Source organism: Rhizobium sp. LC145, from assembly GCF_001005825.1.
Taxonomy (GTDB): Bacteria; Pseudomonadota; Alphaproteobacteria; order Rhizobiales; family Rhizobiaceae; genus Neorhizobium.
In genome coordinates, this window is sequence record NZ_LBHV01000004.1 from 128,848 (window position 1) to 144,414 (window position 15,567).

Here is a 15,567-nt window from a genome sequence, read left to right on the forward strand (position 1 = left end):
CAAAGAACGATCATGACGCATATCGCCCCGCCGGCAGAAAAAGCCCAAGCTAGACCGTCTTCGCTATTCAGTGAACTTCTCCCCGGCCTAGCACTCACGGCCTTCATCGCGGTGACGGCTGTCGCTGCCCGCGGCCTGACGGGCTGGGCAGCACTTAGCCCGCTCATCCTCTCGATCATCCTTGGGATGGCCGCCCGCAATCTCTTCACCGTATCCGCTGTTCTGGAGCCGGGGATCGCGTTTTCGCTGCGCCGCCTGCTGCGGCTCGGCATCGTTCTTCTCGGCCTTCAGGTGACGGTCGGCCAGGTGCTTTCGCTCGGGGGCGCGGGTCTCGCAATGGTGGCCATCACGCTCGCCGTCACCTTCGTCGCGATTCGCGCGGCCGGGCGCCTGCTGGGCGTGGAGCAGGAGCTTGCCGATCTGATCGCTGCCGGCACCTCGGTCTGCGGCGCTTCCGCGGTGATCGCCACCAATACCGTCGTGCGCGGGCGCCAGGAACATGTCGCCTATGCGATTGCCTGCGTCACGCTGTTCGGCTGTCTTTCGATGTTCATCTATCCGCTGCTCGCAGCGCCGCTGGCGCTCGATGCGCGCAGCTTCGGGCTCTGGAGCGGCGCGACCATCCACGAGGTGGCGCAGGTGGTGGCGGCTTCCTTCCAGGCCGGAGACACGGCCGGTACGTTCGGCACGATATCAAAGCTCGCGCGGGTCGCCATGCTGGCGCCGCTCGTCATGCTTCTCGCCGTCGCCGTGCGGGCGCGTCAAGGCGGCGCGTCCAAGGCGTCTGCTCCCATGCCCTGGTTCGTGCTCGGCTTCATCGCCATGATGCTGGTCAACAGCGCAATCGACATTCCGAAAGAACTCAACGCCACGCTCGCGTTCGCGAACACCTTCCTGCTGTCGATGGCGCTCGCCGCCATGGGGCTGCAGACCGATATCCGCAAGCTGAAAGCGGAAGGCTGGCGGCCGTTGGCGCTCGGCGCCTTCGGCTGGCTCTTCATCTCGGTCTTCGGTTTCGCGATGCTGCGGCTGTTCGGCTTTTGAGCGGCCTTACCACCTCTCCATCCGAAGCCCGACCACGCGCTGAAACTCCCTGACATTGTGCGTTACCAGCGTGAGGTCACGGGCTCGTGCCTGACCGGCGATCAGGACATCATAGGGCCCGATCGGCAGCCCCGCCTTGGCAAGCTGCCCGCGGATTTCACCTGCGGAGCGCGCATCCTCGCGGTCGAATTCGATGGTTTCGAAACGCAGTTCTTCGACGCGCTCCAGGTTCGCGGCCACGTGTTGGCTCTTGAACGCCCCATAGAACAATTCATGGAGGACGATTGCCGAGAGGCCGAAATCCTCCGGCAGATGCTCTTTCAGTCGGGCGACGAAGTTTTGGTCGCCCTTGAGAAGGGCGATCACGGCATTCGTGTCGAGCAGGAACTTCACTCGAAAACATCCAGGCCGGAACGCTCCTGCTCTGCCGGCCGCTCGGTCGCAGCCTCGGCGAAATCGCTGTCGACATCGCTCACGACCTTGTCCAGCCAGTTCCAGTCGTTCTCGATCGGCTCGAGGATGACCGTATTGCCGTGGCGGCGAATGCGGACTTCGTCGGTTTCGAACCGGAAATCCTTCGGCAGGCGAACGGCCTGCGATCGTCCGGACCAGAAGATCTTTGCTGTATTCATGCCGGCCTCCTAAGGTATATATCAAAAGTATATACCGATGGCCCACATTCTTCAAGCGGCGGTGTCCGCCTGCCTCGGCCGCAACCCGTTCATGAAAAGCTGCTCCAGAAACCGGGCGGCGTCCTCGAAGCGCCCTTCGCCCGCATGGTTCTGGCCGAGCACGGCGCGTACCTGCACGTCGAAATCGGCATAGTGCTGGGTCGTCGCCCAGATCGAGAAGATCAGGTGGTAGGGATCGCATTTGGCGATCTTGCCAGTGCGTACCCAGGCGCGGATCACCTCTGCCTTCTCGTCCACCAGCTCTTTCAGCGGCCCTTTCAACTCATCCTCGATATGCGGCGCGCCCTGAAGGATTTCATTGGCGAAGAGCCGGCTCTCGCGGGGGAAATCCCGCGCCATTTCCAGCTTGCGGCGGATATAGGAGCGGATCTCCGCTTCCGGGTTACCCTCCGCGTCGAAGGCGCGCAGCGGCTCGAGCCAGGTGAACAGAACCCGGTCGATCAGCGCCCGGTGGATCGCTTCCTTGGTGCGGAAGTAATAGAGAAGGTTCGGCTTCGACATGCCCGCGGCTTCCGCGATCTGGTCGATGGTCGAACCGCGAAAACCGGCGGCGGAAAAAACATCGAGCGCCGCTTCCAGGATGCGCTCTTCCTTTTCCTCCTGGATGCGTGTGCGCCTCAAGGTTTTCGCCGCCCTCGGGATGGTCATTTCCGCTCCCCTGCCCTTCCTGCAACCATTTCACGCCCGTAGCATATGGCCCGCCGATAACCACGGCATATGCCTGAATTTTCAGCGTGCATTTTTCGCGTTTTACGTCTTGAGTGGCGGCACGGAAATTGTAATGTTTTACCAATCGGTCAAATTATCGGCGACAAGCACAACAAAGGCAATGCCGATCTTCAAACGCCGCAGGCGCCTGGGGAACCGACGGGAACAAATATAGCGCCCGAAAACGGGGCGCCTTGAAACGGTGAGGACATTTTCATGGTGGCAGCACCCGGCGAGAACTTGCGCATCAATGGCGACCGCCTTTGGGATACCCTGATGGAAATGGCGAAGATCGGCCCCGGCATTGCCGGCGGCAACAATCGCCAGACGCTGACCGATGCCGACAAGCAAGGCCGCGAACTCTTCAAGAGCTGGTGCGATGCAGCCGGCCTCGAAATGGGCGTCGACAAGATGGGTACCATGTTCGCGACCCGTAAGGGCACCGATCCGGACGCCCTGCCCGTCTATGTCGGCAGCCATCTCGACACCCAGCCGACCGGCGGCAAATATGACGGCGTGCTCGGCGTCTTGAGCGGGCTTGAGGTCGTGCGCACCTTGAACGACCTCGGCATCAAGACGAAGCACCCGATCGTCGTCACCAACTGGACGAATGAGGAAGGCGCGCGCTTCGCACCGGCCATGCTCGCCTCCGGCGTCTTCGCCGGCGTGCATGACCTCGATTATGCCTATGCCCGCAAAGACCCGGAAGGAAAGACCTTCGGCGACGAACTGAAGCGCATCGGCTGGGTGGGCGAGGAGGAAGTCGGCGCCAGGCAGATGCACGCCTATTTCGAATATCATATCGAGCAAGGGCCGATCCTCGAGGCCGAAGACAAGCAGATCGGCGTCGTCACTCACTGTCAGGGCCTGTGGTGGCTGGAATTCACGCTGACGGGCCGCGAGGCCCATACCGGCTCGACGCCGATGAACATGCGCGTCAATGCCGGGCTCGCCATGAGCCGCATCTTCGAAATGGTGCAGGACGTGGCGATGAGCGAGCAGCCGGGCGCCGTCGGCGGCGTCGGCCAGGTGTTTTTCTCGCCGAATTCCCGCAACGTGCTGCCGGGCACCGTGACCTTTACCGTCGATATCCGCACGCCCTCGCAGGAGAAACTCGACCGCATGCGAGCGAAGATCGAAGCCGAAGCGGCGAAGATCTGCGAGGCGCTCGGCGTCGGCTGCTCGGTGGAGGCCGTCGGCCATTTCGATCCGATCACCTTCGATCCGGTGCTCGTCGGACGCGTACGCGAAGCCGCCGAAAAGCTTGGCTACAGCCACATGAACATCATTTCCGGCGCCGGCCATGACGCCTGCTGGGCGGCGAAGGTCGCACCCGCGACGATGGTCATGTGCCCCTGCGTCGGCGGGCTTTCCCACAACGAGGCGGAGGATATTTCCAAGGAATGGGCCGCCGCCGGAGCCGACGTGCTCTTCCATGCCGTGCTGGAGACCGCCGAGATCGTGGAGTAGGCCGATGGCCATATCGGGTGAACAGTCTCTTGAAGACGATCCTTGCAGCATTGAGCGGCGCTATGGTCGAACGCTGCGAGGTCGCTCGCTTTTATCCATCGCTTCTCACCGACATTGACAAGACAGGGGAACAACAATGACCACAGTCATCAAGGGTGGAACCATCGTCACCGCCGACCTGACCTACAAGGCGGACGTCAAGATCGATGGCGGCAGGATCATCGAGATCGGCCCCAACCTCTCGGGCGACGAGGTGCTGGATGCCGAAGGATGCTACGTAATGCCGGGCGGCATCGATCCGCATGTGCATCTCGAAATGCCCTTCATGGGCACCTATTCCTCCGACGATTTCGAAAGCGGCACGCGGGCGGCACTTGCCGGCGGCACGACGATGGTGGTCGATTTCTGCCTGCCCGATCCCGGCCAATCGCTACTCGATGCGTTGAAGCGCTGGGACAACAAATCGACGCGCGCCAATTGCGACTATTCCTTCCACATGTCCGTCACCTGGTGGGGCGAACAGGTCTTCAACGACATGAAGGCGGTCGTGCAGGAAAAGGGCATCAACACCTTCAAGCACTTCATGGCCTACAAGGGCGCGCTGATGGTGAACGATGACGAGATGTTCGCCTCCTTCTCGCGCTGCGCCGAACTCGGCGCGCTGCCGCTCGTCCATGCCGAAAATGGCGACGTCGTCGCCGCCATGCAGCAGAAGCTGATGGATGAGGGCAATAACGGCCCCGAAGCGCACGCCTATTCCCGCCCCGCCTCCGTCGAGGGCGAGGCGACCAACCGCGCCATCATCATCGCCGACATGGCGGGCGTGCCGCTCTACGTGGTGCACACCTCCTGCGAACAGGCGCACGAGGCGATCCGGCGTGCACGCCAGAATGGCATGCGCGTCTACGGCGAGCCGCTGATCCAGCACCTGACGCTCGACGAGAGCGAATATTTCAACAAGGACTGGGATCACGCCGCCCGCCGGGTCATGTCCCCGCCCTTCCGCAACAAGCAGCATCAGGACAGCCTCTGGGCCGGCCTCGCCTCCGGCTCGCTGCAGGTGGTGGCGACAGACCACTGCGCCTTCACCACCGACCAGAAGCGCACCGGTCTCGGCGATTTCCGAAAAATTCCGAACGGCACCGGCGGGCTCGAGGACCGCATGCCGATGCTGTGGACCTATGGCGTGGCGACCGGCCGCATCACCATGAACGAATTCGTGGCGGTGACCTCAACAAACATCGCCAAGATATTGAACGTCTATCCGAAAAAGGGCGCGATCCTGGTCGGCGCCGATGCCGATATCGTCGTATGGGACCCGAAGCGCTCCAAGACGATTTCGGCAAAAAGCCAGCAGTCGGCGATCGACTACAACGTCTTCGAAGGCAAGCGGGTGACCGGCCTGCCCCGCTTCACGCTGACCCGTGGCGTCGTGGCGATCGAGGAGTCGACCGTGAAGACCCGCGAGGGGCATGGCGAATTCGTGAGGCGCGAGCCGTTCCAAGCGGTGAACAAGGCGCTGTCGACCTGGAAGGAACTGACCGCGCCGCGCAAGGTGGAACGCACCGGCATTCCGGCAAGCGGGGTGTGATGGGCGCGCCATACCGTCATCAGGTTTGGGCATTCCCCTCCCCAACCCCTCCCCACAAGGGGGAGGGACTTAACCTGCCGCACCGCCGTCGATATTCATTTCAGTGTGCGCATGGTCGAGGAGGTTCCGCGACTCCTCTCCCCCCTTGTGGTGGGGTCCGAAGGACGGGTCGAGACGAGTGGATCGACCCAAAAAGCCGGCAGGCCAGAGGGGGAATTCAATACCATCCTCCAGTCGGCAGGCCGGTGCGGAAAAACGGCAAAGCCTCACGTCTTCACCAACCCGTCCAGCTCCGGCAGAAGCACGACGCTCTCCTGCTCGTTGGGATCTGTCCGGGCGATGATCGCCGTGCAGGGCGTGTTGGAAAGGTTCGCCGGCAGGTGCGGAACGCCCGCCGGGATGTAGAACAGCTCGCCCGCGTGGACGACCACATGCTCCTGCAGCCGGTCACCATACCAGGTATGTGCCGAACCGGAGAGCATGTAGATCGCCGTCTCGTGGTTCTCGTGCAGATGCGCCTTGGCGCGGGTGCCGGGCTGCATGGTGAGCAGATGCATGCAGATGCCCTTCGAGCCGACCGTCTCGGCGGCGACGCCCTGGAAATAGCTGAGCCCCTGCTTGCCGTCATAGGTGGCGCTGGGCTTCACCAGCCGGCAGGTGGGTTTCGATGACGCATCCATGGTCTTTCTCCTCCGTCGAAGACCCAAGACGCCTGCAACGGCGCCGATTGCCGATATCATACCACGCCCGCCCTGCTTCGTATCCCTCGAACATGCGATGACCCCATGACCGCTTCCTCGTCCTCCGTCGTCTCCGCCAGGAAGCTAGGGCTCACCTTCGAGACCAATGACGGACCTGTGCATGCGCTTTCCGACGTCGATCTGGAGGTGAGGAAGGGTGATTTCATCTCCTTCATCGGCCCTTCGGGCTGCGGCAAGACGACGTTTTTGCGGGTGATCGCCGATCTTGAGAAGCCGACCTCCGGAGAGATTTCCGTCAACGGCATGACGCCGGAGGAAGCGCGCAAATCCCGCTCCTACGGCTATGTCTTCCAGGCGCCGGCGCTCTATCCCTGGCGCACGATCGAGAAGAACATCGCCCTGCCGCTGGAGATCATGGGGCATTCGACGGCCGAGCGGGCAAGCCGCATCGAGCGCACGCTCGACCTCGTCAACCTCACCGGCTTCGGCAAGAAATACCCGTGGCAGCTCTCCGGCGGCATGCAGCAGCGCGCCTCGATCGCCCGGGCGCTCGCCTTCGATGCGGACCTGCTGCTGATGGACGAGCCCTTCGGCGCGTTGGACGAGATCGTCCGCGACCACCTGAACGCGCAGCTTCTGAAACTCTGGGCCCGGACGGAAAAGACCATCTGTTTCGTCACCCATTCGATCCCGGAGGCGGTCTATCTCTCCACCAGGATCGTCGTCATGTCGCCCCGGCCTGGAAGGGTGACGGATGTGATCGAGTCGACCCTGCCGGCCGAGCGGCCGCTCGAAATCCGCGAGACGCCGGAATTCCTGGAAATCGCCCACCGGGTGCGCGAGGGCTTGAGAGCGGGGCATAGCTATGAGGAGTGAGTTTCGCTTTCAAACCCCTCCCCAACCCCTCCCCACAAGGGGGAGGGGCTTAACCCGCTGCACCGCCTCCAGCATGGAAAGTAGGCGTTGCCGCGAGTCCTCTCCCCCCTTGTGGGGGAGATGGCCGGCAGGCCAGAGGGGGAAAATGATACTTGGAATCCTCTCCTCTACGGGGAGGGGTTGGGAAGGCGTTTGCATGCCACATTCCAATATCGATCCTAAGACGAGAGATCGCGCTAAGCGCCTGCGTCGCGAGCTGACCAAGGCCGAAGCAGCTATGTGGGACATGCTGCGCGATCTACGCCCTTTCGGCGCCCGCTTTCGCCGGGAAACACCCATTGGTCCATACATCGCGGATTTTGCTTGGTTGTCCGCCCGTATCGTCGTCGAAGTGGACGGTGACACCCACGAAACGGATCGTGGTCGCCGACACGACGAAAGACGCGACGCGTTTCTCACCAAGCAAGGGTTTGTCGTGCTCCGTTTCGACAATGTCCAGGTTCTGGACGGACCGGACTACGTTTTCGAAACTATCAAGAAGCACCTTTCTCCGTTCTTGGGGGGCCTCGACGGATGACCTCCCTCCGCCACCACACCCTCCCCGTCCTCAGCATCCTCGTGGCCATCGTGGTGATCTGGTATGTCGCGGCCGTGTTCATGAACGCGCCCTTCCAGCACGATCTCGACCGGCGTGCCAGCGTCACGCGCACCACGACGGAGTTCGTAGGCGCCACGCTTTCGCAGCCGAAGCCGGTGCTGCCGGCGCCACATCAGGTGGCGAGCAACGTCTACGAGAACACGTTCCTCCGCCGCGTTACCTCAAACCGCAGCCTCGTCTACCATTCCTGGGTGACGCTCTCCTCGACGGCCGTCGGCTTCACGCTCGGAACGCTCACCGGCATCCTGATCGCCGTCGGCATCGTGCATGTGAAGGCGCTCGACCGCAGCCTCATGCCCTGGATCATCGCGTCTCAGACGGTGCCGATCCTGGCGATCGCGCCCATGGTGGTGGTGGTGCTCGCCGCGATCAACGTCACGGGCCTCATCCCGAAGGCGCTGATCTCCACCTATCTCTCCTTCTTTCCGGTGGCGGTGGGCATGGTGAAGGGCCTGCGCTCGCCGGAATCGATCCAACTCGACCTGATGCGCACCTATAATGCAAGCCGCGCCCAGACCTTCTGGAAGCTCAGAGTGCCGGCTTCCATTCCCTTCCTCTTCACCTCCATGAAGGTGGCGATCGCCGCAAGCCTCGTCGGCGCGATCGTCGGCGAACTGCCGACAGGGGCTGTTGCCGGCATCGGCTCCAAACTGCTCGCGGGCTCCTATTATAGCCAGACGATCGACATCTGGGCGGCGCTGATCGCCGGCTCGGTGCTTGCCGCGATCCTCGTGACTATCGTCGGTGTGGCCGGCAAGATCGTGGAACGCTCGATGGGCGGGAGGCCGGCATGAAGCAATTGCAGCGCAATTGGCAGCCTCTCCTCGCCGGCGTGATCACCGCCATTGCCGCCGCCAGGCTGCCGCTTACCCTGCCCGAAGCCGCAAACCCCGTTCAAGGCGGCATGACGATCGCGCTCGTGCTGCTTGCGGCCGTCACGCTGATGCTGACGCTGGAAGGCCCGATACCGCGCGCCGCCGTCCTCTTCGTCGGCGCGCACCTTCCCGCCGCCCTTCTGCTTGCCGGCCTCGGCGGAAACGAGGGGCAGATGTCGGCCGCCTTTTTCCTGATGATCGCGGCAAGCTGGCTTCTCGCCTGGGCCTGTGTCTCGGAACTCTCGCAAATCGAGCCCAGATCCACAGCCGCCGGCTGGTTCCTGCGGCTCCTCATTCCGGCAATCTTCGGTGCCTGGATCCTCGTCATCTGGGAAGCGGCCACGCGGGGCGCCGGCATCCCCTTCATCCTGCTGCCGCCGCCCTCGGCCATCGCGGCGCGCATCGCGGGCTCTCTCCCGATCCTCTGGGCGGACGTGCGGCAGACCATCTTCAAGGCCGTGCTGATCGGCTATGTGATCGGCTGCGCGGCGGGCTTCGCGGTTGCGATCCTCGCCGACCGCTTCGCCTTTCTGCGCCGGGGCCTCATCCCGGTCGGCAACATGGTCTCGGCGCTGCCGATCATCGGGGTCGCGCCCATCATGGTCATGTGGTTCGGCTTCGACTGGCAGTCCAAGGCGGCCGTTGTCATCATCATGACCTTCTTCCCTATGCTGGTGAACACCGTGGCCGGGCTTTCCGCCGCAGGAGCCATGGAGCGCGACCTGATGCGTTCCTATGCCTCCGACTACTGGCAGACGCTCGTGAAATTGCGCCTGCCGGCCGCCATGCCCTTCATCTTCAACGCGCTGAAGATCAACTCGACTCTTGCGCTGATCGGCGCGATCGTGGCGGAATTCTTCGGCACGCCGATCGTCGGCATGGGCTTCCGCATCTCCACCGAGATCGGCCGCATGAACGTCGATATGGTCTGGGCGGAAATCGCGGTTGCGGCCGTTGCCGGTTCGGTTTTCTATGGTGTCGTGGCGCTTGCGGAAAGAGCGACGACCTTCTGGCATCCGTCTATCCGTGGTGGTTAGGCGCATCAGCTTCCGCAACCCGGAAGCGGTCAAAAAAGAAGAGGGAACAGCGATGAAGAAGATGATGATGGCATTGATGGCCGGCGCCATGTCGCTGGCCGCGGTTCAGGCCATGGCCGCCGAGAAGGTTACCCTGCAGCTCAAATGGGTGGCTCAGGGCCAGTTCGGCGGCTATTACGTCGCCAAGGACAAGGGTTTCTACGAAGAGGAAGACCTCGATGTCGAGATCAAGCCGGGCGGCCCGGATATCGCCCCGGAACAGGTGATCGCCGGCGGCGGCGCGGATGTCGTGGTGACCTGGATGGCGGCCGCCATGGTCGCCCGCGAAAAGGGCGTGCCGCTCGTCAACATCGCCCAGCCATTCCAGAAATCCGGCCTTCAGCTGATTTGTCCGAAGGACGGGCCGGTGAAGAGCGAAGCCGATTTCAAGGGCCATACGCTGGGCGTCTGGTTCTTCGGCAACGAATATCCGTTCTTCGCCTGGATGAACAAGCTCGGCCTCTCCACCGAAGGCGGCGCGGACGGTGTCACCGTTCTGAAGCAGAGCTTCGACGTGCAGCCGCTCGTCCAGAAGCAGGCGGACTGTATCTCGGTCATGACCTATAACGAATACTGGCAGGCGATCGACGCAGGCTTCAAGCCGGAAGACCTGATCGTCTTCAACTATACCGAAATGGGCAACGACCTGCTGGAAGACGGTCTCTACGTCTTGGAGGACAAGTTGAAGGACCCCGCCTTCAAGGAAACCATGGTGAAGTTCGTCCGCGCCTCCATGAAGGGCTGGAAATACGCCATCGAGAACCCGGAGGAAGCAGCCGAGATCGTCATGGACAATGGCGGCCAGGACGAGAACCACCAGAAACGCATGATGGGCGAGGTCGCCAAGCTGATCGGCGACGGATCGGGCGTATTGAAGCCGGAACTATACGAGCGCACCACCAAGGCGCTCCTCGACCAGAAGATCATCACCAAGGAGCCGCAGGGCGCCTTTACCGCGGAGATCACCGAGGCGGCGGCGAAACAATAATCTCCCGGAAGGTCGATAAATGGAACGCGCGACCATGGGTCGCGCGTTTCTCAAAAGATACTTACGTAAAACATAACCAAAAGTCATTCCTTCGATAGCCGGCATGGATTGATTTGTGCAGCGCAAATCCTTAAAAGGGCAAGCCGATGAACTTTGCTCATGAGGGCTTGTAACCATTATTTCCGGTTACCACCTCAGGCAGGGTGTCAACGCGCGAGGGGCGCGGTGCCGTGCCGAAATGACAGCGGAAGTGGCGCCCCCTTTGCCCAGACGGAAAAGATCGCATGCTTCGCAAGTCTTCGAACGTTGCCGGCGTCTTTCCGGCTCTCTTAGTGGCGCTCGTCGCCAGCTCTCCGCTTGCGCAGGAGCCTGCCGCTCCCGCCACCGCTGAACCCAAACTGCCGGCCATCGTCGTGACCGAGACGGTCACCAGGGCGCTCACCGATCGCGTCATCGCGACCGGCACCATTCGCCCGGTCGAGGAAGTCTTCATCCAGCCCTTAGTGGACGGCCTGTCGATCCGCGCCCTCAACGTCGACATCGGCGACGAGGTGAAGGCGAACAGCGTGCTCGCGACCCTCAACGACGACGCGCTTCTCTTGCAGAAGAGCCAGCTCGAGGCGAACAAGGCCAAGGCCGAAGCCTCCCTCGCGCAATACAAGGCGCAGGTCATCGAGGCGCAGGCTAACCTGGATGACGCGACCCGCCAGCGGGATCGCACCAAGCGGCTTAGTCAGAGCGGAACGAGCACGATCTCGCAGCTCGAGCAAGCGGAAGCCCTCGTCGAGGTGCGCCAGGCGCAGTTGAATGCCTCCAACCAGTCGGTCGCCGTCGGGCAATCCGACATCAAGGTCGTCGAAGCCCAGATCGAGGACATCGATCTTAGGCTTGCCCGCACCGGCGTCAAGACGCCCGTGGACGGCGTGGTTTCCGCCAAGAACGCCAAAATCGGCGCGATCGCCAACGGAAGCGGCGAACCGCTTTTCTCCGTCATCAAGGATGGCGCGATAGAACTCGTTGCCGATCTTTCGGAAACCGACATCCAGAAGATCGAGGCAGGCCAGAAGGCGCTCGTCACCATCGCCGGCGGCAGGACGACGATCGAAGGCAGGGTGCGGCTCGTTTCGCCGACCGTCGATCCCACCACCCGTCTCGGCCTGGTGCACATCATCATCGACGACGAGAGCGGCGCACGCGCCGGCATGTATGCCAAGGCCGACATCATCGTCAGCGAGGCCAATGCCCTCGCCTTGCCGCTTTCGGCGGTTATCACCAATCGCGACGGCTCCTCCGCCCGCAAGGTCGAGAACAACGTCGTCAAGCAGGTGAAGATCGAGACCGGCATCCAGGACAACGGTTTCGTCCAGGTCGTCAGCGGGCTCGAAGCCGGTGACATGGTTGTTTCCAAGGCCGGCGCGTTCGTGCGCGACGGCGACAAGATCGCCCCGGTTGCGGACGAATCCGCAGCCTCGAACTAACCGAGGTCGTGCCATGAACTTCTCCGCCTGGTCGATCCGCAATCCGATCGCCCCGCTGCTTGGTTTTGCGCTGCTGCTCTATCTCGGCATGCAGTCGTTCTTTTCGCTGCCGATCACCCGTTTCCCGAATATCGACGTTCCCGTCGTCTCGATCACCGTTACCCAGAGCGGTGCCTCGCCCGCCGAACTCGAAGCGCAGGTGACCAAGGAGGTCGAGGACGCGGTCGCCTCGATCAGCGGCATCGACGAAATCCAGTCGACGGTGACCGACGGACAGTCGCAGACCGTCGTGCTGTTCCGCATCGAAAAGCCCACCGAAGAGGCCGTGCAGGACACCAAGGACGCGATCGACAAGATCCGCAGCGACCTGCCGGCTGGCATCGAGGAGCCCGTCGTCACCAAGGTGGATGTCGAGGGTCAGGCGATCCAGACCTTCGCAGTCTCCTCCCCGAACATGACGCTGGAGGAGCTCTCCTGGTTCGTTGACGACACCATCAAGCGCGCCCTACAGGGCCAGCCCGGCATTGGCCGTATCGACCGTTACGGCGGCGCCGATCGCGAAATCCGCGTCGCGCTCAACCCGGCCAAGCTCGATGCCTACGGCATCACCGCGGCGGAAGTGAACCAGCAGCTTCGCGGCACCAACGTCAATCTCGGCTCCGGGCGCGGCCAGGTGGCCGGCAACGAGCAGACGATCCGCACGCTCGGCGATGCGGGCGATGTGGCGCAGCTTACCGACACCACGATCGCGTTGCCGAACGGCCGCTTCGTGAGACTCTCGCAGCTCGGCACGATCACCGACACCTATGAGGAGCCGAAGTCATTCTCGCGCTTCAACGGCACGCCCTCGGTCACCTTCGCGGTGTTCCGCGCCAAGGGCGCCAGCGAAGTTTCGGTCGCTGACACCGTGGCGGAAAGCCTCGTCGAGGTACGCAAGGCGAACCCGAACGTCACGATCGAGATGGTCGACGATTCGGTCTATTACACCCATGGCAACTACGAGGCGGCGCTTCACACGCTGATGGAAGGCTCGATCCTCGCCATCATCGTCGTGCTGCTCTTCCTGCGCAACTGGCGAGCGACGCTGATCGCGGCGGTCGCTCTGCCGCTTTCCGCCATCCCGACCTTCTGGATCATGGATATCATGGGGTTCTCGCTGAACCTCGTGAGCTTCCTGGCGCTGACGCTCGCGACCGGTATCCTGGTGGACGATGCGATCGTCGAGATCGAGAACATCGCCCGGCATATCAAGATGGGCAAGACGCCTTACCGGGCGGCTCTCGAAGCCGCCGACGAAATCGGTCTGGCGGTCATCGCGACCAGCTTCACCATCATCGCGGTCTTCGTGCCGGTCTCCTTCATGCCGGGCATTCCCGGCCAGTATTTCATCCAGTTCGGCCTGACTGTCGCCTTCTCGGTGTTCTTCTCATTGATGGTGGCGCGCCTCATCACTCCGCTGATGGCCGCCTATCTGATGCGCGCCGAAGACGCGATGGAAGACCATCACGACAACGACAGCCGTCTGATGAAGGCCTATACCCGGCTCGTGAGCGGCACGACCCGCAAATGGTACTGGCGCTATACGACGCTGCTGGCGGCGATCGGCTTCCTGATCGGCTCGGTGATGCTGCTCGCCCAGGTTCCGGGCAGCTTCATACCGCCGGAAGATTCCTCGCGCATCGTGCTTTCCGTGGAACTGCCGCCGAATGCCACGCTCGAGGAGACCGAGGTCAAGACCAAGGAGATCTACGATACCATCAGCAATGTCGATGGCATCGAAAGCATCTTCGTGCTCGGCGGCGCGTCTCCCAAGGGCGACCTCGAACTGCGCCGCGCCACAGTGCGCGTCATTCTCAGCAATATCGAACACTCGCTCCTGAAAACCCTCGTCAACAAGGGCCTCGGCTCTATCCCGCTCATCGGCGATTACCTGCCGAAGATGGAGGTCCACGGCCGCACGCGTCCGCAATGGGATATCGAGAAGGAAATCCTGGCAAAGGTGCAGCCTATCGCCGACGTCCGCATCGCCAAGCTCAACGACCGGGCCGAGCGCGATCTCTCGTTCAACTTCCTCTCGACCAACGAGGCGGACCTGAACGAGGCGGTGAGCCTGCTTGAATCGCGCCTACGCGCCTCGCCGATCCTCGTCAACGTAAGCTCCGAGGGCGCCCTGCCCCGGCCCGAACTGCAAATCCGCCCGCGCATGGACCAGGCCTCGCGGCTCGGCATCACGCCGCAGCAGATATCGGAGACCATCCGCGTCGCCACCATCGGCGACATCGACGCCAACCTCGCGAAGATCTCGCTGGACGACCGGCAGATCCCGATCCGCGTGCAGACGTCGCTCGACATGCGCCGCGATCTCGCAGCGATCCGCGCGCTGAAGGTCAAGACCGCCGCCGGCCAGAGCGTGCCGCTCTACAGCGTGGCCGATATCGACTACGCGGAAGGTCCGAGCTCGATCAAGCGCAACGACCGCAGCCGCGTGGTTTCGATCGGTTCCGACGTGCCCTTCGGTACGGCACTCGATACGTCGAGCGCCGAGTTCAAGCGCATCGTGGAGGCGACCGAACTGCCCTCCACCGTGCGGCTGGCCGAAAGCGGCGACGCCAAGATCCAGGCGGAGATGACCCAGAGCTTCGCTAACGCGATGCTGCTCGGTCTGATGCTGGTGCTGGTGGTGCTGATCCTGCTCTTCAAGGACGTGATCCAGCCCTTCACCATCCTGTTCTCGCTGCCGCTGGCCATCGGCGGTGTGGCCGTGGCGCTGATCGCAACGCAGAACGCCATGTCCATGCCGGTCCTCATCGGCATCCTGATGCTGATGGGCATCGTGACGAAGAACGCCATCCTGCTGGTGGATTTCGCCATCGAGATGCGCCGCCACGGCATGGAGCGCGTCCACGCCATGGTCGAGGCCGGCCGCAAGCGGGCGCGCCCGATCATCATGACGTCGATCGCCATGTCGGCAGGCATGCTGCCTTCCGCGCTCGGCATCGGCGAAGGCGGCTCCTTCCGTGCGCCGATGGCGATCGCCGTGATCGGCGGCATCATTGTCTCGACGGTGCTGTCACTGGTGGTCGTTCCCTCCTTTTTCCTGATCATGGACGATCTCTCCCGCCTGCTCGCCAAGATCTTTGGTCGCATGGTGGGCAAGAAGGACGTGGAAGATGTTCCCCTTTCGACCGAGGAACTCGACAAGGTTGCCCGGAAGAACGCAGCCTCCATTACCGCGATCGAGGAAAGGCTTGCCCATATCGAGCGGCAGCAGACCAGCGCCAACGACGACCGTTCGCCCGGAGGCCAGGGCAGCAATGTGCTGCGCCTGCCGCCGCTCGCGGCGGAATGATCGGCCGCACTATAAAAAAACGCCGGGCTCGCCCGGCGTTTTCGTATCTGGATGACAGAAT

Annotated in this window: 14 protein-coding genes; 10 read left to right on the top strand and 4 right to left on the bottom strand. The window is 62.7% G+C overall.

The features are described 5' to 3' along the window. Window positions 1-12: 12 nt before the first annotated feature. A complete protein-coding gene (locus YH62_RS12125; protein WP_046794487.1) occupies window positions 13-1,044 on the top strand; it encodes a YeiH family protein in 1,032 nt (343 codons plus the stop codon). Window positions 1,045-1,050: 6 nt separating this feature from the next. Here the strand turns inward: YH62_RS12125 and YH62_RS12130 are convergent, their stop codons facing one another. Genes YH62_RS12130 through YH62_RS12140 form a run of 3 tightly spaced genes read right to left on the bottom strand, consistent with a single transcriptional unit; the run spans window position 1,051 to window position 2,384 of the window. Further along, complete coding sequence (locus tag YH62_RS12130) at window positions 1,051-1,437, bottom strand: type II toxin-antitoxin system VapC family toxin (protein ID WP_046794488.1); 387 nt, start codon at window positions 1,435-1,437, stop codon at window positions 1,051-1,053. Then, window positions 1,434-1,676 (bottom strand): type II toxin-antitoxin system VapB family antitoxin, encoded by a 243-nt coding sequence (vapB, locus tag YH62_RS12135; protein ID WP_046794489.1) that lies wholly within the window; start codon window positions 1,674-1,676, stop codon window positions 1,434-1,436. Before vapB ends, YH62_RS12130 begins: the two co-directional genes overlap by 4 nt. Window positions 1,677-1,727: 51 nt before the next feature. Then, window positions 1,728-2,384: a TetR family transcriptional regulator C-terminal domain-containing protein gene (locus tag YH62_RS12140; RefSeq protein WP_046794490.1), complete on the bottom strand. Its 657-nt coding sequence runs from the start codon at window positions 2,382-2,384 to the stop codon at window positions 1,728-1,730. 276 nt (window positions 2,385-2,660) lie between these two features. On the opposite strand from YH62_RS12140, the gene YH62_RS12145 reads away from it, so the two are divergent. Next, on the top strand, window positions 2,661-3,914 hold the full coding sequence (locus tag YH62_RS12145) for a Zn-dependent hydrolase (RefSeq protein WP_046794491.1): 1,254 nt from the start codon (window positions 2,661-2,663) through the stop codon (window positions 3,912-3,914). A 136-nt stretch (window positions 3,915-4,050) separates the two neighbouring features. Next, window positions 4,051-5,505: a dihydropyrimidinase gene (gene hydA / locus YH62_RS12150; RefSeq protein ID WP_046794492.1), complete on the top strand. Its 1,455-nt coding sequence runs from the start codon at window positions 4,051-4,053 to the stop codon at window positions 5,503-5,505. A 266-nt stretch (window positions 5,506-5,771) separates the two neighbouring features. Here the strand turns inward: hydA and YH62_RS12155 are convergent, their stop codons facing one another. Then, window positions 5,772-6,185: a cupin domain-containing protein gene (locus YH62_RS12155; protein ID WP_046794493.1), complete on the bottom strand. Its 414-nt coding sequence runs from the start codon at window positions 6,183-6,185 to the stop codon at window positions 5,772-5,774. A 105-nt stretch (window positions 6,186-6,290) separates the two neighbouring features. On the opposite strand from YH62_RS12155, the gene YH62_RS12160 reads away from it, so the two are divergent. The 7 genes from YH62_RS12160 to YH62_RS12195 all read left to right on the top strand — a co-directional run bounded on the left by YH62_RS12160 (window position 6,291) and on the right by YH62_RS12195 (window position 15,506). Continuing rightward, entirely contained in the window at window positions 6,291-7,082 is a 792-nt protein-coding gene (locus tag YH62_RS12160; protein ID WP_046794494.1) for an ABC transporter ATP-binding protein, read from the top strand. 196 nt (window positions 7,083-7,278) lie between these two features. After that, entirely contained in the window at window positions 7,279-7,659 is a 381-nt protein-coding gene (locus YH62_RS12170) for a DUF559 domain-containing protein (RefSeq protein WP_046794496.1), read from the top strand. Beyond that, window positions 7,656-8,534 (top strand): ABC transporter permease, encoded by an 879-nt coding sequence (locus YH62_RS12175; protein ID WP_046794497.1) that lies wholly within the window; start codon window positions 7,656-7,658, stop codon window positions 8,532-8,534. Before YH62_RS12170 ends, YH62_RS12175 begins: the two co-directional genes overlap by 4 nt. Further along, entirely contained in the window at window positions 8,531-9,652 is a 1,122-nt protein-coding gene (locus tag YH62_RS12180) for an ABC transporter permease (RefSeq protein ID WP_046794498.1), read from the top strand. The genes YH62_RS12175 and YH62_RS12180 overlap by 4 nt, the downstream gene beginning before the upstream one ends. Window positions 9,653-9,704: 52 nt before the next feature. After that, window positions 9,705-10,679 (top strand): ABC transporter substrate-binding protein, encoded by a 975-nt coding sequence (locus YH62_RS12185; protein WP_046795059.1) that lies wholly within the window; start codon window positions 9,705-9,707, stop codon window positions 10,677-10,679. A gap of 284 nt (window positions 10,680-10,963) precedes the next feature. Continuing rightward, a complete protein-coding gene (locus tag YH62_RS12190; protein WP_046794499.1) occupies window positions 10,964-12,157 on the top strand; it encodes an efflux RND transporter periplasmic adaptor subunit in 1,194 nt (397 codons plus the stop codon). Window positions 12,158-12,170: 13 nt separating this feature from the next. Beyond that, window positions 12,171-15,506, top strand: a complete 3,336-nt coding sequence (locus YH62_RS12195) for an efflux RND transporter permease subunit (protein WP_046794500.1) — start codon at window positions 12,171-12,173, stop codon at window positions 15,504-15,506. The last annotated feature ends 61 nt before the right edge of the window (window positions 15,507-15,567 follow it).